Genomic DNA, 15,098 nt, shown 5'->3' on the forward strand with positions numbered 1-15,098 from the left:
CCCCCCCCCCCCCCCCCCCCCCCCCCCGCCGCCCCCCCCCCCCCCCCCCGCCCCCCCCGCCCCCCCCCCCCCCCCCCCTCTTCTCTGTCTCGATCGACGGATCCGCCGTGGGCGGAGCGGCTGACGGCGGAAACGGATGCCGCGGCCCGGCATCGCGCGCAGGCTGGGCGCATGGCAGAAGAAGGAAAGATCCCGATGTTCGGCGCCGAGGCGCGACGCGAGCTGTTCCACCAGCGCGTGCTCGTGCTCGACGGTGCCCTAGATGACGACAACGGCACCCTCCTCGCGACGCAGCTGCTGGCGCTGGCGGCCGAGGACGAGGCATCCGATATCTCCCTGTGGATCCACTCGCCCGGCGGATCCGTCCCCTCGATGCTCGCGATCCGCGACGTGATGCGGCTCATCCCCAACGATGTCGCGACGCTCGCCCTCGGGCTCGCGTGCAGCGCGGGGCAGTTCCTGCTGTCGGCGGGCACACCCGGCAAGCGCCGCGCGCTCCCGCACGCCCGGATCCTCATGCACCAGGGATCGTCGGGCATCGGCGGGTCGACGGTCGACGTCGAGGTGCAGGCCGGCGACCTGCGGCACACGCGCGACACGGTGCTCGGGCTCATCGCCGCCGACACCGGGCAGCCGCTCGAGCGCGTGTTCGACGACTCGCTGCACGACCGCTGGTACACCGCCGCCGAGGCGCTCGAGTACGGCTTCATCGACGGCGTAGTGGACGAGTTCGCGCAGATCGTGCCCCGGCGCCGACGCACCGCCGGCCTGGGCGTCGGTCCGGCGGAGGTGGCGGCATGAGCTCGTACACGATCCCGAACGTGGTGGCGCAGCATCCGCGTGGCGACCGTGTCATGGACGTCTACTCGCATCTGCTCGCTGAGCGGGTGGTCTACCTCGGCACGGGCATCGACGCCGGCGTGGCCAACGCGCTCATCGCGCAGCTGCTGCACCTCGACGCAGAGAGCCCGGAGCGTGACATCCAGCTCTACATCAACTGCGAGGGCGGCGATCCGGCGGCGATGCTCGCGGTGTACGACACGATGCAGCACGTTCGACCGGATGTCGCCACGACGGTCGTCGGCCAGGCGATCGGCGTCGGGGCGGTGATGCTCGCGGCCGGCGCCCCGGGCAAGCGCGCCGTGCTGCCGCACGCGCGGGTCGTGCTGCACCAGCCGGCTGGGCAGGGGCGGGGCGCCATCCCCGACCTCATCCTGCAGGCGGACGAGCTCGTGCGCGTGCGCGGTGAGGTCGAGGAGATCCTCGCCCGCCATACGGGCAAGGACCCGGCGCAGCTGCGGGCGGACACCGACCGCGACCGGGTGTTCACGTCGATGGATGCTGTCGCCTACGGCCTCGCGGATCGGGTGCTCGCCGAGCGTCGGGTGCTCGGCGAACGTTGACGCCGTGGTCGGGCCGGCGCCCGGCTATGCCGTGGTCGGGCCACCGCCCGCCCGCGCTCGGGCGGCGGAGTCACGGCCCGCGGACTCAGGCGGCGGCGCGGACCGCGGCGGCGACGTCGGCGGGCGAGCCCTGCCACGGCGTGCCGTGACCCGGCAGCACCCACGATGCGTCGACGTCGGCCAGTCGTTCGAGCGACCTGAGCGCGAGCGCAGGCTCGTCGGTGAAGGGCGCGGGCTGCATCCCGGCGCGACCGGTGAGCACGTGGCGCGTGGTCAGCGCGTCGCCCACGAACACGGCCTCGGCGATCGGCACGTGGATCGCAATGCTGCCGGGGGAGTGCCCGGGCAGCCCGATGACCCGCGGCGAGCCGGGGAGGTCGAGCACGTCGCCGTCGGCGACCTCGACCACCTGGGTGAGGTACTCGGTGCGGAAGCCCCGTTTGCGCAGGGCATACGCCGCGAACCCGAGCGTGGGGCCGATCCGCAGCGGACCCATCGGCGTCTTCGGCTTGTCGCCGCCCTGGGCGCGGTCGGCGTCGGCGGCGTGCACGTAGACCGGCACGCCGTGCTCGCGGCGCAGGCGCTCGGCGAAGCCGATGTGGTCGCTGTCGCCGTGGGTGAGCACGACGCCCCTGACGTCGTCGAGCGAGCGGGCGATCGATGACAGCTCGGCGGTCAGGTCGTCCCAGTGGCCGGGGAGTCCGGCGTCGATGATCGTGATGCCTTCGGGCGTCACGATGAGGTAGGCGGCGACGATGTCGTTGCCGATGCGGTGCAGGTGCGGGCCGATTCGCATGATGCCTCCGTGATCTTGTGTTGGCTATGATACATAGCTATCATGGCTCAAGTCAATAGCCATCGAGGAGGACCACATGCCCACGCCTGACCGCACGTCCCTCGCCGCGATCATCGACGCGGGCCGCGCACTGCTCGAAGTCGGCGGCCCGTCGACGGTCACGATGCAGGCCGTTGCCGAGCGCGTGGGGGTGCGTGCGCCCTCGCTGTACAAGAGGGTCCGCGATCGCGATGCGCTGCTGCGGCTCGTCGCCGAGGCGACCATCGACGACCTGGGCGGCCGGCTCGCGGCATCCGATGGATCACTCACCGCCCTCGCCCGCACCTACCGCGAATTCGCACACGACCGTCCGGAAGGATTCCGTCTGATGTACGCCGTGGAGGGGAACGCCGACGCGATGGCTCGGGCGAGCGAGCCGGTGCTGCGCGCTGCCCGCCAGGCCGCGGGCGAGCGCCGGGCGCTGGACGAGGCGCGGCTGCTGACTGCCTGGGTGACGGGGTTCGTCTCGATGGAGCTCGCCGGCGCCTTCCGGCTCGGGGGAGACATCGATCAGGCGTTCGAGTACGGGTTGCGGCGCCTCGCGGAGAGCGCGCCGCGCTAAGCGGACCCCTCGCGTCCGGGCCACACCTTGCCGGCCCACGGGTCATAGTCGGCGATCAGCTCCTCCTGCAAGGGGCGGTCGTCCTCGGGCACGTGCTGCAGGTTCACCCGCACCCGGTACCAGAGCGAGCTCGACCCGCGCATGCCGTCGACGAGCACGTCGGCCGGATGCAGGAGTGCGGTTGCGGCAGGATGCCTCGCCTTCCACTCCTCGAGCGCCTCGAGCGCCTCGGGCTTGGTCTTCGTGCGTGCCACCTCGACGAGGGGCATGGTCGACTGCCGCCGTCCCTCGCCGTCGCCCGCGCGCGGCGGCTTCTCGGCGGGGCCGAGAAGCTCGGCCAGCGCGAGGAGTCCGTCGAGCGTGCCGACGGCGTCGTCGATCCCGCGGTGGGGATCGCCGATCTCGGCGTAGCGTTCGAGAACACTTGCGACGGTGAACTCCTCGGGGCGCCGCACGGCGACCTCGTCCCAGTCCATCGGGGTCGAGACGCGCGCGTCGGGCAGCGGGCGGATCGAGTACGCGGATGCCACGGTGCGGTCTTTCGCGTTCTGGTTGAAGTCCACGAACACGCTCTCGCCGCGCTCCTCCTTCCACCAGCGGGCGGTCGCGAGACCCGGTGCCCGGTTCTCGACCTCGCGAGCAAGCGTCTCGGCGGCGAGGCGGAGCTGCTTGTAGTCCCAGCGCGGCGCGATGCGCACCAGGATGTGCAGGCCGCGCGACCCGCTGGTCTTCGGCCAGCCGACGAGGCCCACATCGTCGAGCACCTCGCGTGCGACCATGGCGACGTCGACGATCTGCGACCAGTCCACGCCGGGCATCGGGTCGAGGTCGATGCGCAGCTCGTCGGGGTGGTCGAGGTCTTCGGCGCGGATCGGATGCGGGTTGAGGTCGAGGCACCCCAGATTGACGACCCAGGCGAGGCCGGCGGCATCCCGGATCACCGCCTCCTCGGCCGAGGTGCCGCGCGCGTAGTGCAGCGTGGCGGTGTCGATGAAGTCGGGATGGTTCTCGGGCACGCGCTTCTGGAAGAAGGCCTCTTGATCGATGCCCTTCACGAACCGCTTGAGCACCATCGGCCGTCCGCCGGCCCCGCGCAGTGCACCGTCGGCGACGGCCAGGTAGTACTTCACGACGTCGAGCTTCGACAGCCCCGGCTCGGGGAAGACGACCTTGTCGGGGCTCGAGATGCGCACCTCGTGTCCGCCGATCTCGAGGAACTCCTCTTTGCGCGCTGGGCTCACCCGCCCAACGCTAGCCCGGGGTCCGGACGGCGGCCAGGGCTTGCGCGCCGCGCGCGCCGGGCGTCAGGCGGCGAGCGTGTAGGCGGCTCGCACGCCGACGGCGGTGCGCGCGGGCGCGTGGGAGCGGAGGTCGTCGACGACGGCGGCGGCGAGCTCGACCAGCGTGACCTCGAGCGCGCCGGCGACGGCGGCGATCATCTCGCTCGACGGCTCCTTCAGTCCGCGTTCGATCTCGGACAGGTACTGCGGCGAGACGCCGGCGCGCTCGGCGGTGTCGGCGAGGCGCTCGCCGCGGTCGTGCCGCAGGCGGCGCAGCTGCTCGCCGAGGGCGTCGCGCCAGAGGGGTTCCGGTTCGCGCGGAGCACGGGGTGGGGCGGGTGCGGGCGCCGTCGGCAGCGGGAAGATCTCGGCCATGTCGAAACGATAGGACCCGGATGCCGCGAGCCTCGACCCCTTCCGCTCAGAGCAGAACGGGACACGCCGGGGCCGACGCCCGGGTCGTGCACAGAATCGGATTCCGCGTCCGACACGCCGGGCAGCGGCCGGCCACCCACGGAGTGTCGCCACGATCTCCGATGTTGCGGCGGACGACGCCGCCCGAGACGCAGAACGGCCGCCCGGAGGACCGGGCGGCCGTTCGAGAACGCGGACCGTGGGCTAGTTGGAGCCGCGGACGATCGCGATGATGCGCAGGATCTCGATGTAGAGCCAGACGACGGTCACCATGATGCCGAAGCCGCCGAGCCAGCCGTACTTGCGGGGGGCGCCGTTGCGCACGCCGCGCTGGATCGAGTCGAAGTCGAGGACCAGCGAGTACGCCGCCATGATCACGACGAGCACACCGATGATGAGGCCGATCGGGATTCCCATGATCGTGTCGCTCAGCAGTCCGAACGGGTTCGAGTTGACGCCCGTCCACATCAGGACGAGGTTCAGCAGCGAGAAGACGAGGTAGCCGACCATGGCGATCATGAAGACCTTGGTCGCCTTCTTGGAGGCGCGGATCTTGCCGCTCGCGAAGAGGGCCAGGGTCACGCCGACGACCGACAGGGTGCCGAGCGTCGCCTGCAAGACGATGCCCTCCCAGATCATCTCGAAGTAGGCCGAGATACCGCCGACGAAGAGACCCTCGAACGCCGCGTAGGCGAAGATGAGCGCGGGGCGCACCTTCTTGCGCGACGTGAAGATCACGACGAGCGAGAGGATGAAGCCGCCGAACAGGCCGATGAGCCACGGCGTGAGCGTCGGCTGGCCGGTCGCGGCAACGGTGGACATCGTCCACACCCAGCCGACGACGGCGGTGACGAGCAGCACGCCGAACAGGCCGACGGTCTTCCAGATGGTGTCTTCGACCGTCATGCGGTCGGTCTCGAGAGCGCCGGCCGAAGGGGCCGTGTACATGCCTTCGAGCTGGGCCTGGGCCGCGGCATCCGTCCCTGCGTGCTGCGCGGTGGCGAACTGCGTCTGGCCGGCGGGGGGCGTCAGGCCGGGACGGCCCGGGTAGGTCTTGGCGGCCTTCGAATCCTGGAAGGCCGGATTGTTGAACGCGGGGTTGTCGAGGGCCACTGCTCTCACACTCCAAGTCACGGGGTCGAACAGCACGGTGCTGTTGATCAACGATATCGGACGCGGTGCATGCCAGGTGGGGCCTGCGGCTGTGAGTGGGCTATGAGCGGAGGCCGAGTCCCCGCGCGCGGGTAGCCTGAGACGATGGCGCGCCGCACCCCGCTCGTGATCGGGCATCGCGGCGCCCCCGGCTACCGGCCCGAGCACTCGCGCTCGTCGTACGACCTCGCGCTCGAGTTCGGCGTCGACGCCGTCGAACCCGACATCGTCGTCTCGGCCGACGGGGTGCTGGTGGTGCGTCACGAGAACGAGATCTCGGGCACGACCGATGTCGCCGACCGCATCGAGTTCAAGGACCGCCGCACGACGAAGACGGTCGACGGTGCCGAGCTGACCGGCTGGTTCGCCGAGGACTTCACGTGGGACGAGCTGTCGACTCTGCGCTGCCGTGAGCGGTTGCCGAAGCTGCGGACGACGAGCGCGAGCTTCGACGATGCCCAGCCCGTGCTGCGACTGCGCGACGTCCTCGACATCGTGCGGGCGGCGTCGCTGGCCCAGGGCCGCGAGATCGGCGTTGTGCTCGAGGTCAAGCACGCCACCTACTTCTCCTCCATCGGCTGGGACGTGGCCGAACTGATCGACGCCGAGCTGCGCGAGGCAGGCTGGGGGGCGGGGCAGCTTCCGCTCATCATCGAGTCCTTCGAGTCGACCGTGCTGTACGCGCTGCAGGAACGAGGCATCCCCGCCGCCTACGTCTATCTGCTCGAGGCGGCAGGGCGTCCGTTCGACCTGTTCGCCTCGCACGGCAAGGCGGCTCCGACGTACCGCGCCACCGCGAAGCCGGAGGGACTCGACGGTCTGGTCGGCCGCGTCGACGGCATCAGTGTCGACAAGCGCATGATCCTCGCGCCCGACAAGCTCGGCCGTCTCACCGGTCCGTCGCCGCTCGTGCGCGATGCGCACGAGCGCGGCCTGCGGGTCTTCACGTGGACCTGTCGGCCCGAGAACAACTTCCTCATCGGCCAGTTCCGCGGCCGCGGCGGTGCGGCGGCGTTCGGCGACTGGGAGTCGGAGTGGGGAGTGATCCGGGATGCCGGGGTCGACGGCGTCTTCGTCGACCATCCCGATCTCGGCGTGGCGTTCTTCGGTTCTTGAGGTTCCTCACGGCGCGTATGAGATTGTGAGTCTCATGACTTCCGCCGGCATCGTCGTCGAAGGAGTCCGACGCGCGTTCGGTGACATCCAGGCGGTGCGCAACGTGTCGCTCGCGGCGCACGCGGGCCGCGTGACCGGACTCGTCGGGCCCAACGGCTCGGGCAAGACGACCCTCCTCCTCATGCTCGCCTCGCTCCTCGCGCCGGACGCCGGCTCGATCCGCATCGACGGCGTCGACCCGGTCTCCGATCCGCACGCGGCACGCGCGCTGATCGGCTGGATGCCCGATGCGCTCGGCGCCTGGGACTCGCTCACATCGCGCGAGACGCTGGTCGTCACCGGCCGGCTGTTCGGGATGCCGAAGGCGGAGGCATCCGCTCGCGCAGCCGTCCTGCTCGAAGAAGTCGGTCTCACGGCGCTCGCCGACTCTCCGGCGAAGGTGCTCTCTCGGGGCCAGAAACAGCGTCTCGGGCTCGCCCGCGCTCTGGTGCACGAGCCGCGCGTGCTCCTGCTCGACGAGCCGGCGTCGGGGCTCGACCCGCAGGCGCGCATCGACCTGCGCGTGCTGCTGCGCCGGTTCGCGGCCGAGGGGCGCACGATCCTGGTGTCGAGCCACATCCTCTCGGAACTCGAGGAGGTCGTCGACGACGCCGTGTTCCTCGTCGCAGGCGAGACGGTTGACGCCGGGCGCGTCGAGGCAGCCGCTCGCCGCGCACGCCCGTGGCGGGTGCGGCTCGATGGGATCGAGGCATCCGACGCACGTCCTCAGGTCGCGGCCGCGCTGCGCCTGTCGCCGGAGTCGATCACGGTCGATCGGCGCGATGTCGTGGTCGAGATCTCGTCCGACGAGGACGCCGTCGCCGCGCTGCGCGAGCTCGTCGCGGCCGGGCTGGCCGTGGTGGAGTTCGCGGCCGCGCAGGGCCGCCTCGAGCGCACGTTCCTCGACCTCGGCAGGGGAGTGCCTCCACAGGATGTGGCGGCCCGGCCCGCACCGCCCTCACCGCCCGCCGCCGGTGGCGAGCCGACGAACGACGAGGGGGTGAAGGCATGAGCGGTCAGCGACTCGGAACCATCGTCCGCCTCGAGCTGACCCAGCGCACCCGCAGCATCGCCTGGTACGTCATGCTCGGCGTCTTCGGGTGCCTGCTGCTGATCGTCACGCTGCTGTCGTTCCTGGCGTTCGGCTCGCTGGAGGATCAGCAGGGCCAGGCCGTCTACTCGACGATCGTCTACATCACCCTGCTGCTCATCGTCCTCGTGTCTCCGACGCTGAGCGGCAATTCCATCAACGGGGATCGGGATGCCGCGACCCTCGCGCCGGTGCAGGTCACCCTCGCGACCACCGGCGAGATCCTGATCGGCAAGTTCCTGGCGGCGTGGGTGACGGGCCTCGCCTTCGTGGCCGTGTCGGTGCCCTTCCTCATCGCCGCGACTCTGGCCGGCGGCGCGAACGCGGCGACCATCGTGGTGTCGCTCGCCGTGCTCATCGTCGAGGTGGGCGTGGTCGCCGCGATCGGCGTCGGGCTCAGCGGCATCCTGGCCCGTCCGCTCTTCTCGGTCGCGACCACCTACCTCGTCGTGGCCGCGCTCGTGATCGGCTCGCTCATCGCATTCGGGCTGCTGGGCGCGACCCTGCGCACCGAGCAGGTGAACAACTACCGCGCGATCGACTGGGAGCAGTACCAGGGCGACGACTTCCCCTGCATGCCGGGAGAGGAGCCGTCCGCGGACTATCCGTGCAAGGACGAAGGCCCGCTCGCATGCGGCGAATGGGAGACGTACACGTACGAGGTTCCGCGCTTCGACCGGGTGTGGTGGATCCTCGCGGCGAACCCCTTCGTGATCCTCGCCGACGCCACCCCCACGACCTTCGACCGGAGCGGCTATCCCGTCGATCTCTTCGGGCAGATCAAGACCGGCGTGCGCGGCGCGCAGCAGGCGCCCGAGGCCGAGACGACCTACGACGAATGCCGTCCGCCCGCGAACGAGGAGAACAAGTCTCCTGAGGAGATCGTCGACGAGACCGCGCCGAGCTGGTTCGTCGGGCTCGGCCTGCAGGTGCTGCTCGCGGCCGGACTGCTCTGGTGGGCGTGGGCCCGCACCCGCACGCCGGCCCGCACGCTGCCGCCGGGGACCCGGATCGCCTGACCCCTCCGCGGTGCAACCAGTGGGTTGGGAGCGCCGTCTGGCCGCGATCAAGGAGATCGGGGAGGGGCTGCAGGCACCGCGGTTCGGCGTCGATACGTCACCGGCTCCGGCTCGTCAAGGCTCCTGCGGGCGAGCACTCGACCGGCGAGGATCGGACGGTGCACTCGCACGCGCCACCGCTGCCGCGGTGAACGGAAGGAGCATCATGAGCGACTCGAGTCCGGCCGACCACCTCGCCCCCGCCGGCGAAGACCAGCCCGCTGTCCAGCCGCTGCGCGACGGCGACACCTCGATCGAGACCGACCCGCAGCAGGACGCTGCTCAGGCCGAGTGGGATCGCACCACGGCGCTCGACGAGGGAGCCGCCCCGGAGGATCTGGACGGCGACACCGCGACCGGGGCCGATCCGGCGGTGATCGCCGACGAGCGCGGCGAGATCCCGGCGGAAGACCTCCCCGGCCGGAGCCTGCAGCCCGAGACGCAGGGGCTCGCGCCCGTCGATGCCGAGCTCGGCGACGAGGGGCAGGGGGACCTCGCCCCCGAGGACCTCTGACGATCTCAGTTCGCGATGACGACCCGGTCGCCGCCTGCGCTCTTGGCGCGGTACATCGCGACGTCCGCACGGCGCAGGAGTTCGGCGGGCGCCTCGCCCGCATGTTCGGCGATCGCCACACCGATGCTGGCCCGCAGGGCCGCCCGCGAAGAGCCTCCGTCGTGCTCGCCGCGCAGGACCGACAGCATGCGATCGGCGATCTCGGTCGCGACAGAGCTCTCGGTGACGTTGCAGAGCACCACGAACTCGTCCCCGCCGTAGCGCGCAACCAGGTCGTCGGCACGGACTGCGCTCGCCAGCCGCGCGCCGGCATCGCGCAGCATCCGGTCTCCCGCATGGTGGCCCAGCCGGTCGTTGACGCTCTTGAAGTCGTCGAGGTCGACGAACAGCGCCGCGCATCGGGTGGTGCGCATGATCTGCTCCATGTGCGCCTCGAGAAGGCGGCGGTTGGGCAGGCCGGTCACTTCGTCGTGCGTCGCCGCGTGCGCGAGCCGGGCCTGCAGCCGCAGAGTCGCGAGCGACTGGGCCGCCTGGCCGGCGAGCGCCTCCGCAAGCGTCGACGCCTCGTCGTCGAACACGCGATCGTGGTGGAACCAGCTGACGAACGCCCCGAAGTCGATCTCCTCATGATGCAGCGGTGCGGCGATGAACGCGCGCACACCGGCGGTGCGCATCGCCGGGCCGAGACCGGGGACGAGACGCTCGGCCTCGTGCTCACTCTGGACCTTGAGGATCCGTCGCGGTGCGCTCACCATCGCGATGAGAGTCTCGGCGTCGAGCCGGCCATCGAGTCCGTCGTAGCCGGCGGCCACCGCGCTGCTGCCGTCGGGCATGTGGAGGTACACGGTCGACTCCTCCGCCCGATAGGCGCGCGCCGTCGTGTCGGCGAGGATCTCGGCGAGCCGGGCCTCTGTCGTCGCAGTCGAAAACGCGATCGACGAGTCCATGACCAGCTCGAGTCGTGTGCGGGTTCGGTCGGCGAGGGCGTACTGGCGGCGCAGGTCGCGAAGGGCGCTGAATCGACTGGATGCTTCCGCCATGACCACGACGTCGTCGTCGGGCCGCCGGTGGCGCGTGGCCATGACGGCCTTGCTGGGATCCTGCGCGTGCACCATCACCCAGGGCCCGGCGTCGTCCAGCGACATGATGTCCTCGTGGGCATGGACGAGGAACTCGTCGATCATCCTGCCCGGCAGAGCGTCGAGCGGGGCTCCGGCCCAGTCCGCGAACCAGGCGTTGGCCTTGACGATCCTGCCGTTCCCCTCGAGGTGCACGATGCCGACCGGCAACAGCGTCTGATCGTCCAACCGTGTCTCCGTTCACTCGCCCCGGAGCAGTACCTGAACGATATCGTCCTCCGATGGTCAGACCATAACCAGTGTCCGGATTGCGCAGTCGAGCCGGAATCCGCACCTGTCCGAAGGCGGAACACGGGAAAGCGGCCCGCTGCGTCGCGGTGACGTACGATCGGGCTAAGTGCGGCTCCCCCCGTCGCACTCGATTGGAACGCCATGACCGCTGTGCGGACGACCGACGTTCTACGTCGCAACAACGTCACCCTCTCGGGTGACCCCGCGGGGCGGGTCATGGTGTTCGCGCACGGGTTCGGCTGCAGTCAGGCGACCTGGAACCTCGTCGCTCCGCACTTCGAGCGTGACTACCGCGTCGTGCTGCTGGATCACGTGGGCGCCGGCAACTCCGACTCTTCCGCCTACGACCGCGGCAAGTACGACTCGCTCGAGGGGTACGCGACCGACATCCTCGAGATCCTTGAAGAGCTCGATGCCACCGACGTCGTCTTCGTCGGTCACTCGGTGAGCGCGATGATCGGGGTCCTCGCCGCCAATCGGCGGCCCGACCGGTTCGGCGCGCTCGTGCTGATCGGTCCGTCGCCCCGATACACGAACGACGGGTCGTATCGCGGCGGGTTCGAACCGGCCGACATCAACGCACTGCTCGAATCGCTCGACGCCAACTACCTCGGCTGGTCGCGCGAGACGGCTCCCGTCATCATGGGGACACCCGATCGGCCCGAGCTGGGGGCGCGGCTGACCGACAGCTTCTGCAGCATCGACCCTGTGATCGCGCAGCACTTCGCACGCGTGACGTTCCTCTCCGACAACCGCGCCGATCTGGCGCTCGTCTCGTTGCCCACGCTCGTCCTGCAGTGCACCGCCGACGTGATCGCACCCGAGGGCGTCGGCGACTACGTCCACGCCGAGATCGCAGGCAGCCGACTGTCGGTGCTCACGGCCACCGGGCACGTTCCCATCCTCTCTGCTCCGGACGAGGTCGTCGCAGAGATGCGGGCGTACCTGTCATGAGCGCACAGGACTGGTTCGAGACAGCACCCTGCGGGCTGGTGGCGACGAGCCTCGACGGCGTGATCCTCGAAGCGAACCCGACGTTCCTGGGCTGGACCGGATACGACCTGGACGCCGTTGTGGGCCGGCCGTTCGCGTCTCTGCTCGATCCGGGCAGCCAGCTCTTCTACGAGACCCGCCACATGCAGGTGATGCACCTCCAGGGGAAGGTGCACGAGGTGGCTCTCACGCTCGTGACAGCAGATGGGTCAGCGATGCCCACCCTGATCAACTCGACCCGTGACGACCAGGCGGGAGTCATCCGGACGGCGGTCTTCAGCGCGGCAGAACGGCTGCGGTACGAGCGGGAGCTGCTCACCGCCCGGCGCGCGGCGGAGACGTCCGAGGAGCGCGTTCGCATCCTCCAGGACGTCTCGACCGCGTTCGGCGTCAGCGCGACCGACGAGGACGTCGCCGAATCGTTCGCCTCGGTCGCACGCCAGGCCTTCTCCGCACGCGAGACCGCCGTGCTGCTTCTCCAGGACGACGGCGAGCTCGAGCTCGTCGGCGGCACGAATCCTCTCGCCGGCAAAGTGTCACCGGTCCCCGAGCTGCGGTCGACACACGATGTGGCCGTGGTGACCGCCGGGCCCGAGGAGACGGAATTCCCGCAGGTCGCCGCAGCGCTGCGCGCCGAGCGGCTCGCCTCTCTCACTGTGACGCCGCTCGTCGCGGACGGTGTGCGGCTCGGCATCCTGGTCTGCTTCTTCGCCCGTCGCACCGAGTTCGACTCGTCCTTCTTCGACCTGCTCGACGCCCTCGGCCGGCAGGCGTCGCAGACCCTCACACGTGTGCGCCTGCAGCGCCGCCTGGCTTTCCTCGCACTGCACGACCAGCTCACGGGCGTGGCGAACCGGCAGCTGCTCGAGCTGACGCTCGACGACGCGATCCGGCACGCGACGGAACAGCACGAGGCGCTCGGCGTCATGTTCCTCGACGTCGACGACTTTAAGGGCATCAACGACGCGTTCGACCACGCCACCGGCGACCTCGTGCTCATCGAGCTGGCCACCCGCCTGCAGGCTGGGGTGCGTTCCGGTGATGTCGTCGGCCGCATCGGAGGCGACGAGTTCGTGGCGATCTGCGCCGGAGCCGACGACGCCGCCGCCGCGTCGATCGCGTCCCGCATCCTCGAGATCTGCAGTCAGCCGATCGTGGTTGCCGACGGCATCATCTCCGCCTCCGTGAGCATCGGCATCTCGCTCTACCGTCCGGGAGTGGATGAGGTGCCGACGCCCGAGCAGCTCCTCGTGCGCGCTGACGCCGCGATGTACGACTCCAAGAGGCAGGGCAAGAACCGGCACTCCTTCAACGGAGTCTGACTCGGAGGAGTGGATGCTCGCCCGTCGTTGTTGTGGCGGGTCAACGTCGAGCGCTGCTCGCCGGCATCCGCTCCCCGTTCTGCTCTCGTCGTCGAGCCGCTTCCACTCGCGCGGGTCACCGGGTAGACCAGAGGGGAAAGGACGGAGGAGCACATGGCTGACCGCGCGCGGACCAGAGGAATCGAGAAGCTCGAGACGGCGGAGTGCTGGAGGCTGCTCGAGACCACCTCGTTCGGCCGTCTGGCCGTCATCAACGCCGACGGCACGCCCGACATCTTCCCGGTGAACTACGTGCCGCACGAGGGCTCGATCTACGTGCGCACCGCGAGGGATGCGAAGCTGCTGCACATCGCCCAGCACCCCGCGGTGGCGTTCGAGGTGGACGATCACGACGAGCATGTGCGCTGGAGCGTGGTCGTGCGGGGCGACGCCGAGCGGGTCACGCGCGAAGACGAGATCCGCACGAGCGGCGTGATGAGCCTGGCCTCGTGGAGCCCCGCGCCGAAGTTCTTCGTGATCCGGATCGCAGGTCGCGCCGTCACCGGGCGACGATTCCCGAAGACCGACGGACGCGTCGATCACCCCAGGCCGTTCGAGTCGCATGCGGCGGTCGAGGAACCGGACGATCGCGGCGATGCGACCACCCACCCGGAGCCGATCCCGCACCACCACCCGGTCACGACGCGGCGCGCGCCGCACACGCCGCACACCCCGGCGGACCCGGGTTGATGATCGGGGCTACCGTGCGGGGAGCGCTGCCTGCCAGCGATGCTTCTCGCGCGTGAGGAGGACAGCGAAGATCGCCCAGATGCTGACGTCGTCGGCGATCCCCAGCGGGCCGAGCACGAGTTCGGGAATGAGGTCGAACGGCACGAAGGTGTACACCGTCGCGGCGAGCGCGGCGACCCACGTCGTCGGCGCGACGCGGTGCTCGCGCGTCTTGACTGCTCGCAGGAACTTCCACCACATGGGTCCAGTGTGCGCGCCGGGAGGTCGAGGACGGCTGGACGCCAGGAGATTTACAGGGATCCGTTGCCGCGCCGTGATGTGGCGGGTCAGGGGGATGGCGCGGTGGCGTCCTCGCCTTCGTCGGGCACGGTCGCCTCGTAGCGGTCGATGAGGATCCGGATGCCGGTGTTCTTCCACCACGACGGCAGCACCGCACCCGCCGACATGCCGTGGCCGGGGTCGAACTCGGCGACGTGGATCGGCGCGCCGGCGTTCCTGAGCGATGTGCCGAGGATGCCCGCGGCCGCTGCATGAATCGTGTCCCGGAGCTCCCACGAGTTGGGCGGGAGTGGCGTCGTCGCGAGCTCCGCGCGGAGCGCGCGCCACAGGTACGGGTCGCCCCGCAGCCCCCACTGGCTGGGAGAGCGATCGAAGAGCCGGCCGATCGTGTCGGGCTCGGTGGGTGGCGGGAAGCGTCGCAGCACCTGGGCGTGGACCCGGCGGTGGGTCTCGGCGGTGAACGAGACGAGCCGGACCTCCTCGACGCGCGACGGCGTTCGATGGATCGTGTCGACGGCCGCGTCGATCGCGTCGTTCAGCGGCCACGCGTAGATTCCGGCGCTGATCAGAGGGAAGGCGAGGCTCTCGGCGCCGAGCTCGTCGGCCACCTCGAGCGAACGTCGATAACAGGACTCCAGGAGTGTTCGGTCGCGCTCGCCGGCTGCATGATTCGGGCCGACCGTATGGATGACCCACGTGGCAGGCAGGGAGCCGGCGGTCGTCCATCCCGCGTCACCGGTGCTCAGACCGCCGGGGAAGCGCGCAATGCAGTCGTCGAGGATCGCGCGCCCACCGGCCCGGTGGATCGCCCCGTCCACGCCGCCCCCGCCGCGCATCTGACGATTCGCCGCGTTCACGACCGCGTCGACGCGCTGCTCGGTGATATCGCCGTGGACGGCGGTGACGGTGACCACGGTTCGAGTCTGCACCCGCCGGACGAGA

At 70.4% G+C, this 15,098-nt stretch carries 17 protein-coding genes; 10 read left to right on the plus strand and 7 right to left on the minus strand.

What is annotated here, in order from left to right; all coding sequences use genetic code 11:
* Nucleotides 1-171 precede the first annotated feature (171 nt).
* On the plus strand, nt 172-801 hold the full coding sequence (locus MK786_RS13750; protein ID WP_241112804.1) for a ClpP family protease: 630 nt from the start codon (nt 172-174) through the stop codon (nt 799-801).
* Nucleotides 798-1,403: a ClpP family protease gene (locus MK786_RS13755; RefSeq protein ID WP_241112805.1), complete on the plus strand. Its 606-nt coding sequence runs from the start codon at nt 798-800 to the stop codon at nt 1,401-1,403. Before MK786_RS13750 ends, MK786_RS13755 begins: the two co-directional genes overlap by 4 nt.
* A gap of 85 nt (nt 1,404-1,488) precedes the next feature.
* Here MK786_RS13755 and MK786_RS13760 read toward each other — a convergent pair whose 3' ends face one another.
* Nucleotides 1,489-2,199: an MBL fold metallo-hydrolase gene (locus MK786_RS13760; protein WP_241112806.1), complete on the minus strand. Its 711-nt coding sequence runs from the start codon at nt 2,197-2,199 to the stop codon at nt 1,489-1,491.
* A 76-nt stretch (nt 2,200-2,275) separates the two neighbouring features.
* Here MK786_RS13760 and MK786_RS13765 point away from each other — a divergent pair, with 76 nt between their 5' ends.
* The gene (locus tag MK786_RS13765) at nt 2,276-2,800 is read left to right on the plus strand and encodes a TetR/AcrR family transcriptional regulator (protein ID WP_241112807.1); all 525 of its coding nucleotides are present in this window, start codon (nt 2,276-2,278) and stop codon (nt 2,798-2,800) included.
* On the opposite strand, the gene ligD is transcribed toward MK786_RS13765, so the two are convergent.
* The 3 genes from ligD to MK786_RS13780 all read right to left on the minus strand — a co-directional run bounded on the left by ligD (nt 2,797) and on the right by MK786_RS13780 (nt 5,607).
* On the minus strand, nt 2,797-4,041 hold the full coding sequence (gene ligD, locus MK786_RS13770; protein WP_241112808.1) for a non-homologous end-joining DNA ligase: 1,245 nt from the start codon (nt 4,039-4,041) through the stop codon (nt 2,797-2,799). The genes MK786_RS13765 and ligD overlap by 4 nt on opposite strands.
* Before the next feature lie 63 nt (nt 4,042-4,104).
* Nucleotides 4,105-4,455, minus strand: a complete 351-nt coding sequence (locus MK786_RS13775; protein ID WP_241112809.1) for a helix-turn-helix domain-containing protein — start codon at nt 4,453-4,455, stop codon at nt 4,105-4,107.
* A 243-nt stretch (nt 4,456-4,698) separates the two neighbouring features.
* Nucleotides 4,699-5,607 (minus strand): Bax inhibitor-1/YccA family protein, encoded by a 909-nt coding sequence (locus tag MK786_RS13780; RefSeq protein ID WP_241112872.1) that lies wholly within the window; start codon nt 5,605-5,607, stop codon nt 4,699-4,701.
* A gap of 144 nt (nt 5,608-5,751) precedes the next feature.
* On the opposite strand from MK786_RS13780, the gene MK786_RS13785 reads away from it, so the two are divergent.
* The 4 genes from MK786_RS13785 to MK786_RS13800 all read left to right on the plus strand — a co-directional run bounded on the left by MK786_RS13785 (nt 5,752) and on the right by MK786_RS13800 (nt 9,463).
* Complete coding sequence (locus MK786_RS13785; RefSeq protein WP_241112810.1) at nt 5,752-6,762, plus strand: glycerophosphodiester phosphodiesterase family protein; 1,011 nt, start codon at nt 5,752-5,754, stop codon at nt 6,760-6,762.
* A 34-nt stretch (nt 6,763-6,796) separates the two neighbouring features.
* The gene (locus MK786_RS13790) at nt 6,797-7,813 is read left to right on the plus strand and encodes an ABC transporter ATP-binding protein (RefSeq protein WP_241112811.1); all 1,017 of its coding nucleotides are present in this window, start codon (nt 6,797-6,799) and stop codon (nt 7,811-7,813) included.
* The gene (locus MK786_RS13795) at nt 7,810-8,910 is read left to right on the plus strand and encodes an ABC transporter permease (RefSeq protein WP_241112812.1); all 1,101 of its coding nucleotides are present in this window, start codon (nt 7,810-7,812) and stop codon (nt 8,908-8,910) included. Before MK786_RS13790 ends, MK786_RS13795 begins: the two co-directional genes overlap by 4 nt.
* A gap of 205 nt (nt 8,911-9,115) precedes the next feature.
* On the plus strand, nt 9,116-9,463 hold the full coding sequence (locus MK786_RS13800) for a sugar ABC transporter ATPase (protein ID WP_241112813.1): 348 nt from the start codon (nt 9,116-9,118) through the stop codon (nt 9,461-9,463).
* A 5-nt stretch (nt 9,464-9,468) separates the two neighbouring features.
* On the opposite strand, the gene MK786_RS13805 is transcribed toward MK786_RS13800, so the two are convergent.
* A complete protein-coding gene (locus MK786_RS13805) occupies nt 9,469-10,770 on the minus strand; it encodes a sensor domain-containing diguanylate cyclase (protein ID WP_241112814.1) in 1,302 nt (433 codons plus the stop codon).
* 204 nt (nt 10,771-10,974) lie between these two features.
* Here MK786_RS13805 and MK786_RS13810 point away from each other — a divergent pair, with 204 nt between their 5' ends.
* From MK786_RS13810 to MK786_RS13820, 3 genes are all read left to right on the plus strand, one after another.
* On the plus strand, nt 10,975-11,787 hold the full coding sequence (locus MK786_RS13810; RefSeq protein ID WP_241112815.1) for an alpha/beta fold hydrolase: 813 nt from the start codon (nt 10,975-10,977) through the stop codon (nt 11,785-11,787).
* Nucleotides 11,784-13,148, plus strand: coding sequence for a diguanylate cyclase (locus tag MK786_RS13815; protein WP_241112816.1), 1,365 nt, complete (start codon nt 11,784-11,786; stop codon nt 13,146-13,148). The genes MK786_RS13810 and MK786_RS13815 overlap by 4 nt, the downstream gene beginning before the upstream one ends.
* 153 nt (nt 13,149-13,301) lie before the next feature.
* Complete coding sequence (locus tag MK786_RS13820; RefSeq protein WP_241112817.1) at nt 13,302-13,877, plus strand: pyridoxamine 5'-phosphate oxidase family protein; 576 nt, start codon at nt 13,302-13,304, stop codon at nt 13,875-13,877.
* A gap of 9 nt (nt 13,878-13,886) precedes the next feature.
* Here MK786_RS13820 and MK786_RS13825 read toward each other — a convergent pair whose 3' ends face one another.
* The gene (locus MK786_RS13825; RefSeq protein WP_241112818.1) at nt 13,887-14,117 is read right to left on the minus strand and encodes a DUF1232 domain-containing protein; all 231 of its coding nucleotides are present in this window, start codon (nt 14,115-14,117) and stop codon (nt 13,887-13,889) included.
* Between the two features lie 86 nt (nt 14,118-14,203).
* Nucleotides 14,204-15,070 (minus strand): O-acetyl-ADP-ribose deacetylase, encoded by an 867-nt coding sequence (locus MK786_RS13830; protein ID WP_241112819.1) that lies wholly within the window; start codon nt 15,068-15,070, stop codon nt 14,204-14,206.
* Between the last annotated feature and the right edge of the window lie 28 nt (nt 15,071-15,098).

The sequence above is a fragment of the Microbacterium sp. CFH 31415 genome (genome assembly GCF_022538185.1).
Lineage (GTDB): Bacteria > Actinomycetota > Actinomycetes > Actinomycetales > Microbacteriaceae > Microbacterium.

What these genes read in the sequence shown, in the direction of transcription:
- MK786_RS13750 (WP_241112804.1), top strand. Translation starts at nt 172, where the DNA reads ATGGCAGAAGAAGGAAAGATCCCGATGTTCGGCGCCGAGGCGCGACGC.
- MK786_RS13755 (WP_241112805.1), top strand. Translation starts at nt 798, where the DNA reads ATGAGCTCGTACACGATCCCGAACGTGGTGGCGCAGCATCCGCGTGGC.
- MK786_RS13760 (WP_241112806.1), bottom strand. Translation starts at nt 2,199, where the DNA reads ATGCGAATCGGCCCGCACCTGCACCGCATCGGCAACGACATCGTCGCC.
- MK786_RS13765 (WP_241112807.1), top strand. Translation starts at nt 2,276, where the DNA reads ATGCCCACGCCTGACCGCACGTCCCTCGCCGCGATCATCGACGCGGGC.
- MK786_RS13775 (WP_241112809.1), bottom strand. Translation starts at nt 4,455, where the DNA reads ATGGCCGAGATCTTCCCGCTGCCGACGGCGCCCGCACCCGCCCCACCC.
- MK786_RS13785 (WP_241112810.1), top strand. Translation starts at nt 5,752, where the DNA reads ATGGCGCGCCGCACCCCGCTCGTGATCGGGCATCGCGGCGCCCCCGGC.
- MK786_RS13790 (WP_241112811.1), top strand. Translation starts at nt 6,797, where the DNA reads ATGACTTCCGCCGGCATCGTCGTCGAAGGAGTCCGACGCGCGTTCGGT.
- MK786_RS13795 (WP_241112812.1), top strand. Translation starts at nt 7,810, where the DNA reads ATGAGCGGTCAGCGACTCGGAACCATCGTCCGCCTCGAGCTGACCCAG.
- MK786_RS13800 (WP_241112813.1), top strand. Translation starts at nt 9,116, where the DNA reads ATGAGCGACTCGAGTCCGGCCGACCACCTCGCCCCCGCCGGCGAAGAC.
- MK786_RS13810 (WP_241112815.1), top strand. Translation starts at nt 10,975, where the DNA reads ATGACCGCTGTGCGGACGACCGACGTTCTACGTCGCAACAACGTCACC.
- MK786_RS13815 (WP_241112816.1), top strand. Translation starts at nt 11,784, where the DNA reads ATGAGCGCACAGGACTGGTTCGAGACAGCACCCTGCGGGCTGGTGGCG.
- MK786_RS13820 (WP_241112817.1), top strand. Translation starts at nt 13,302, where the DNA reads ATGGCTGACCGCGCGCGGACCAGAGGAATCGAGAAGCTCGAGACGGCG.
- MK786_RS13825 (WP_241112818.1), bottom strand. Translation starts at nt 14,117, where the DNA reads ATGTGGTGGAAGTTCCTGCGAGCAGTCAAGACGCGCGAGCACCGCGTC.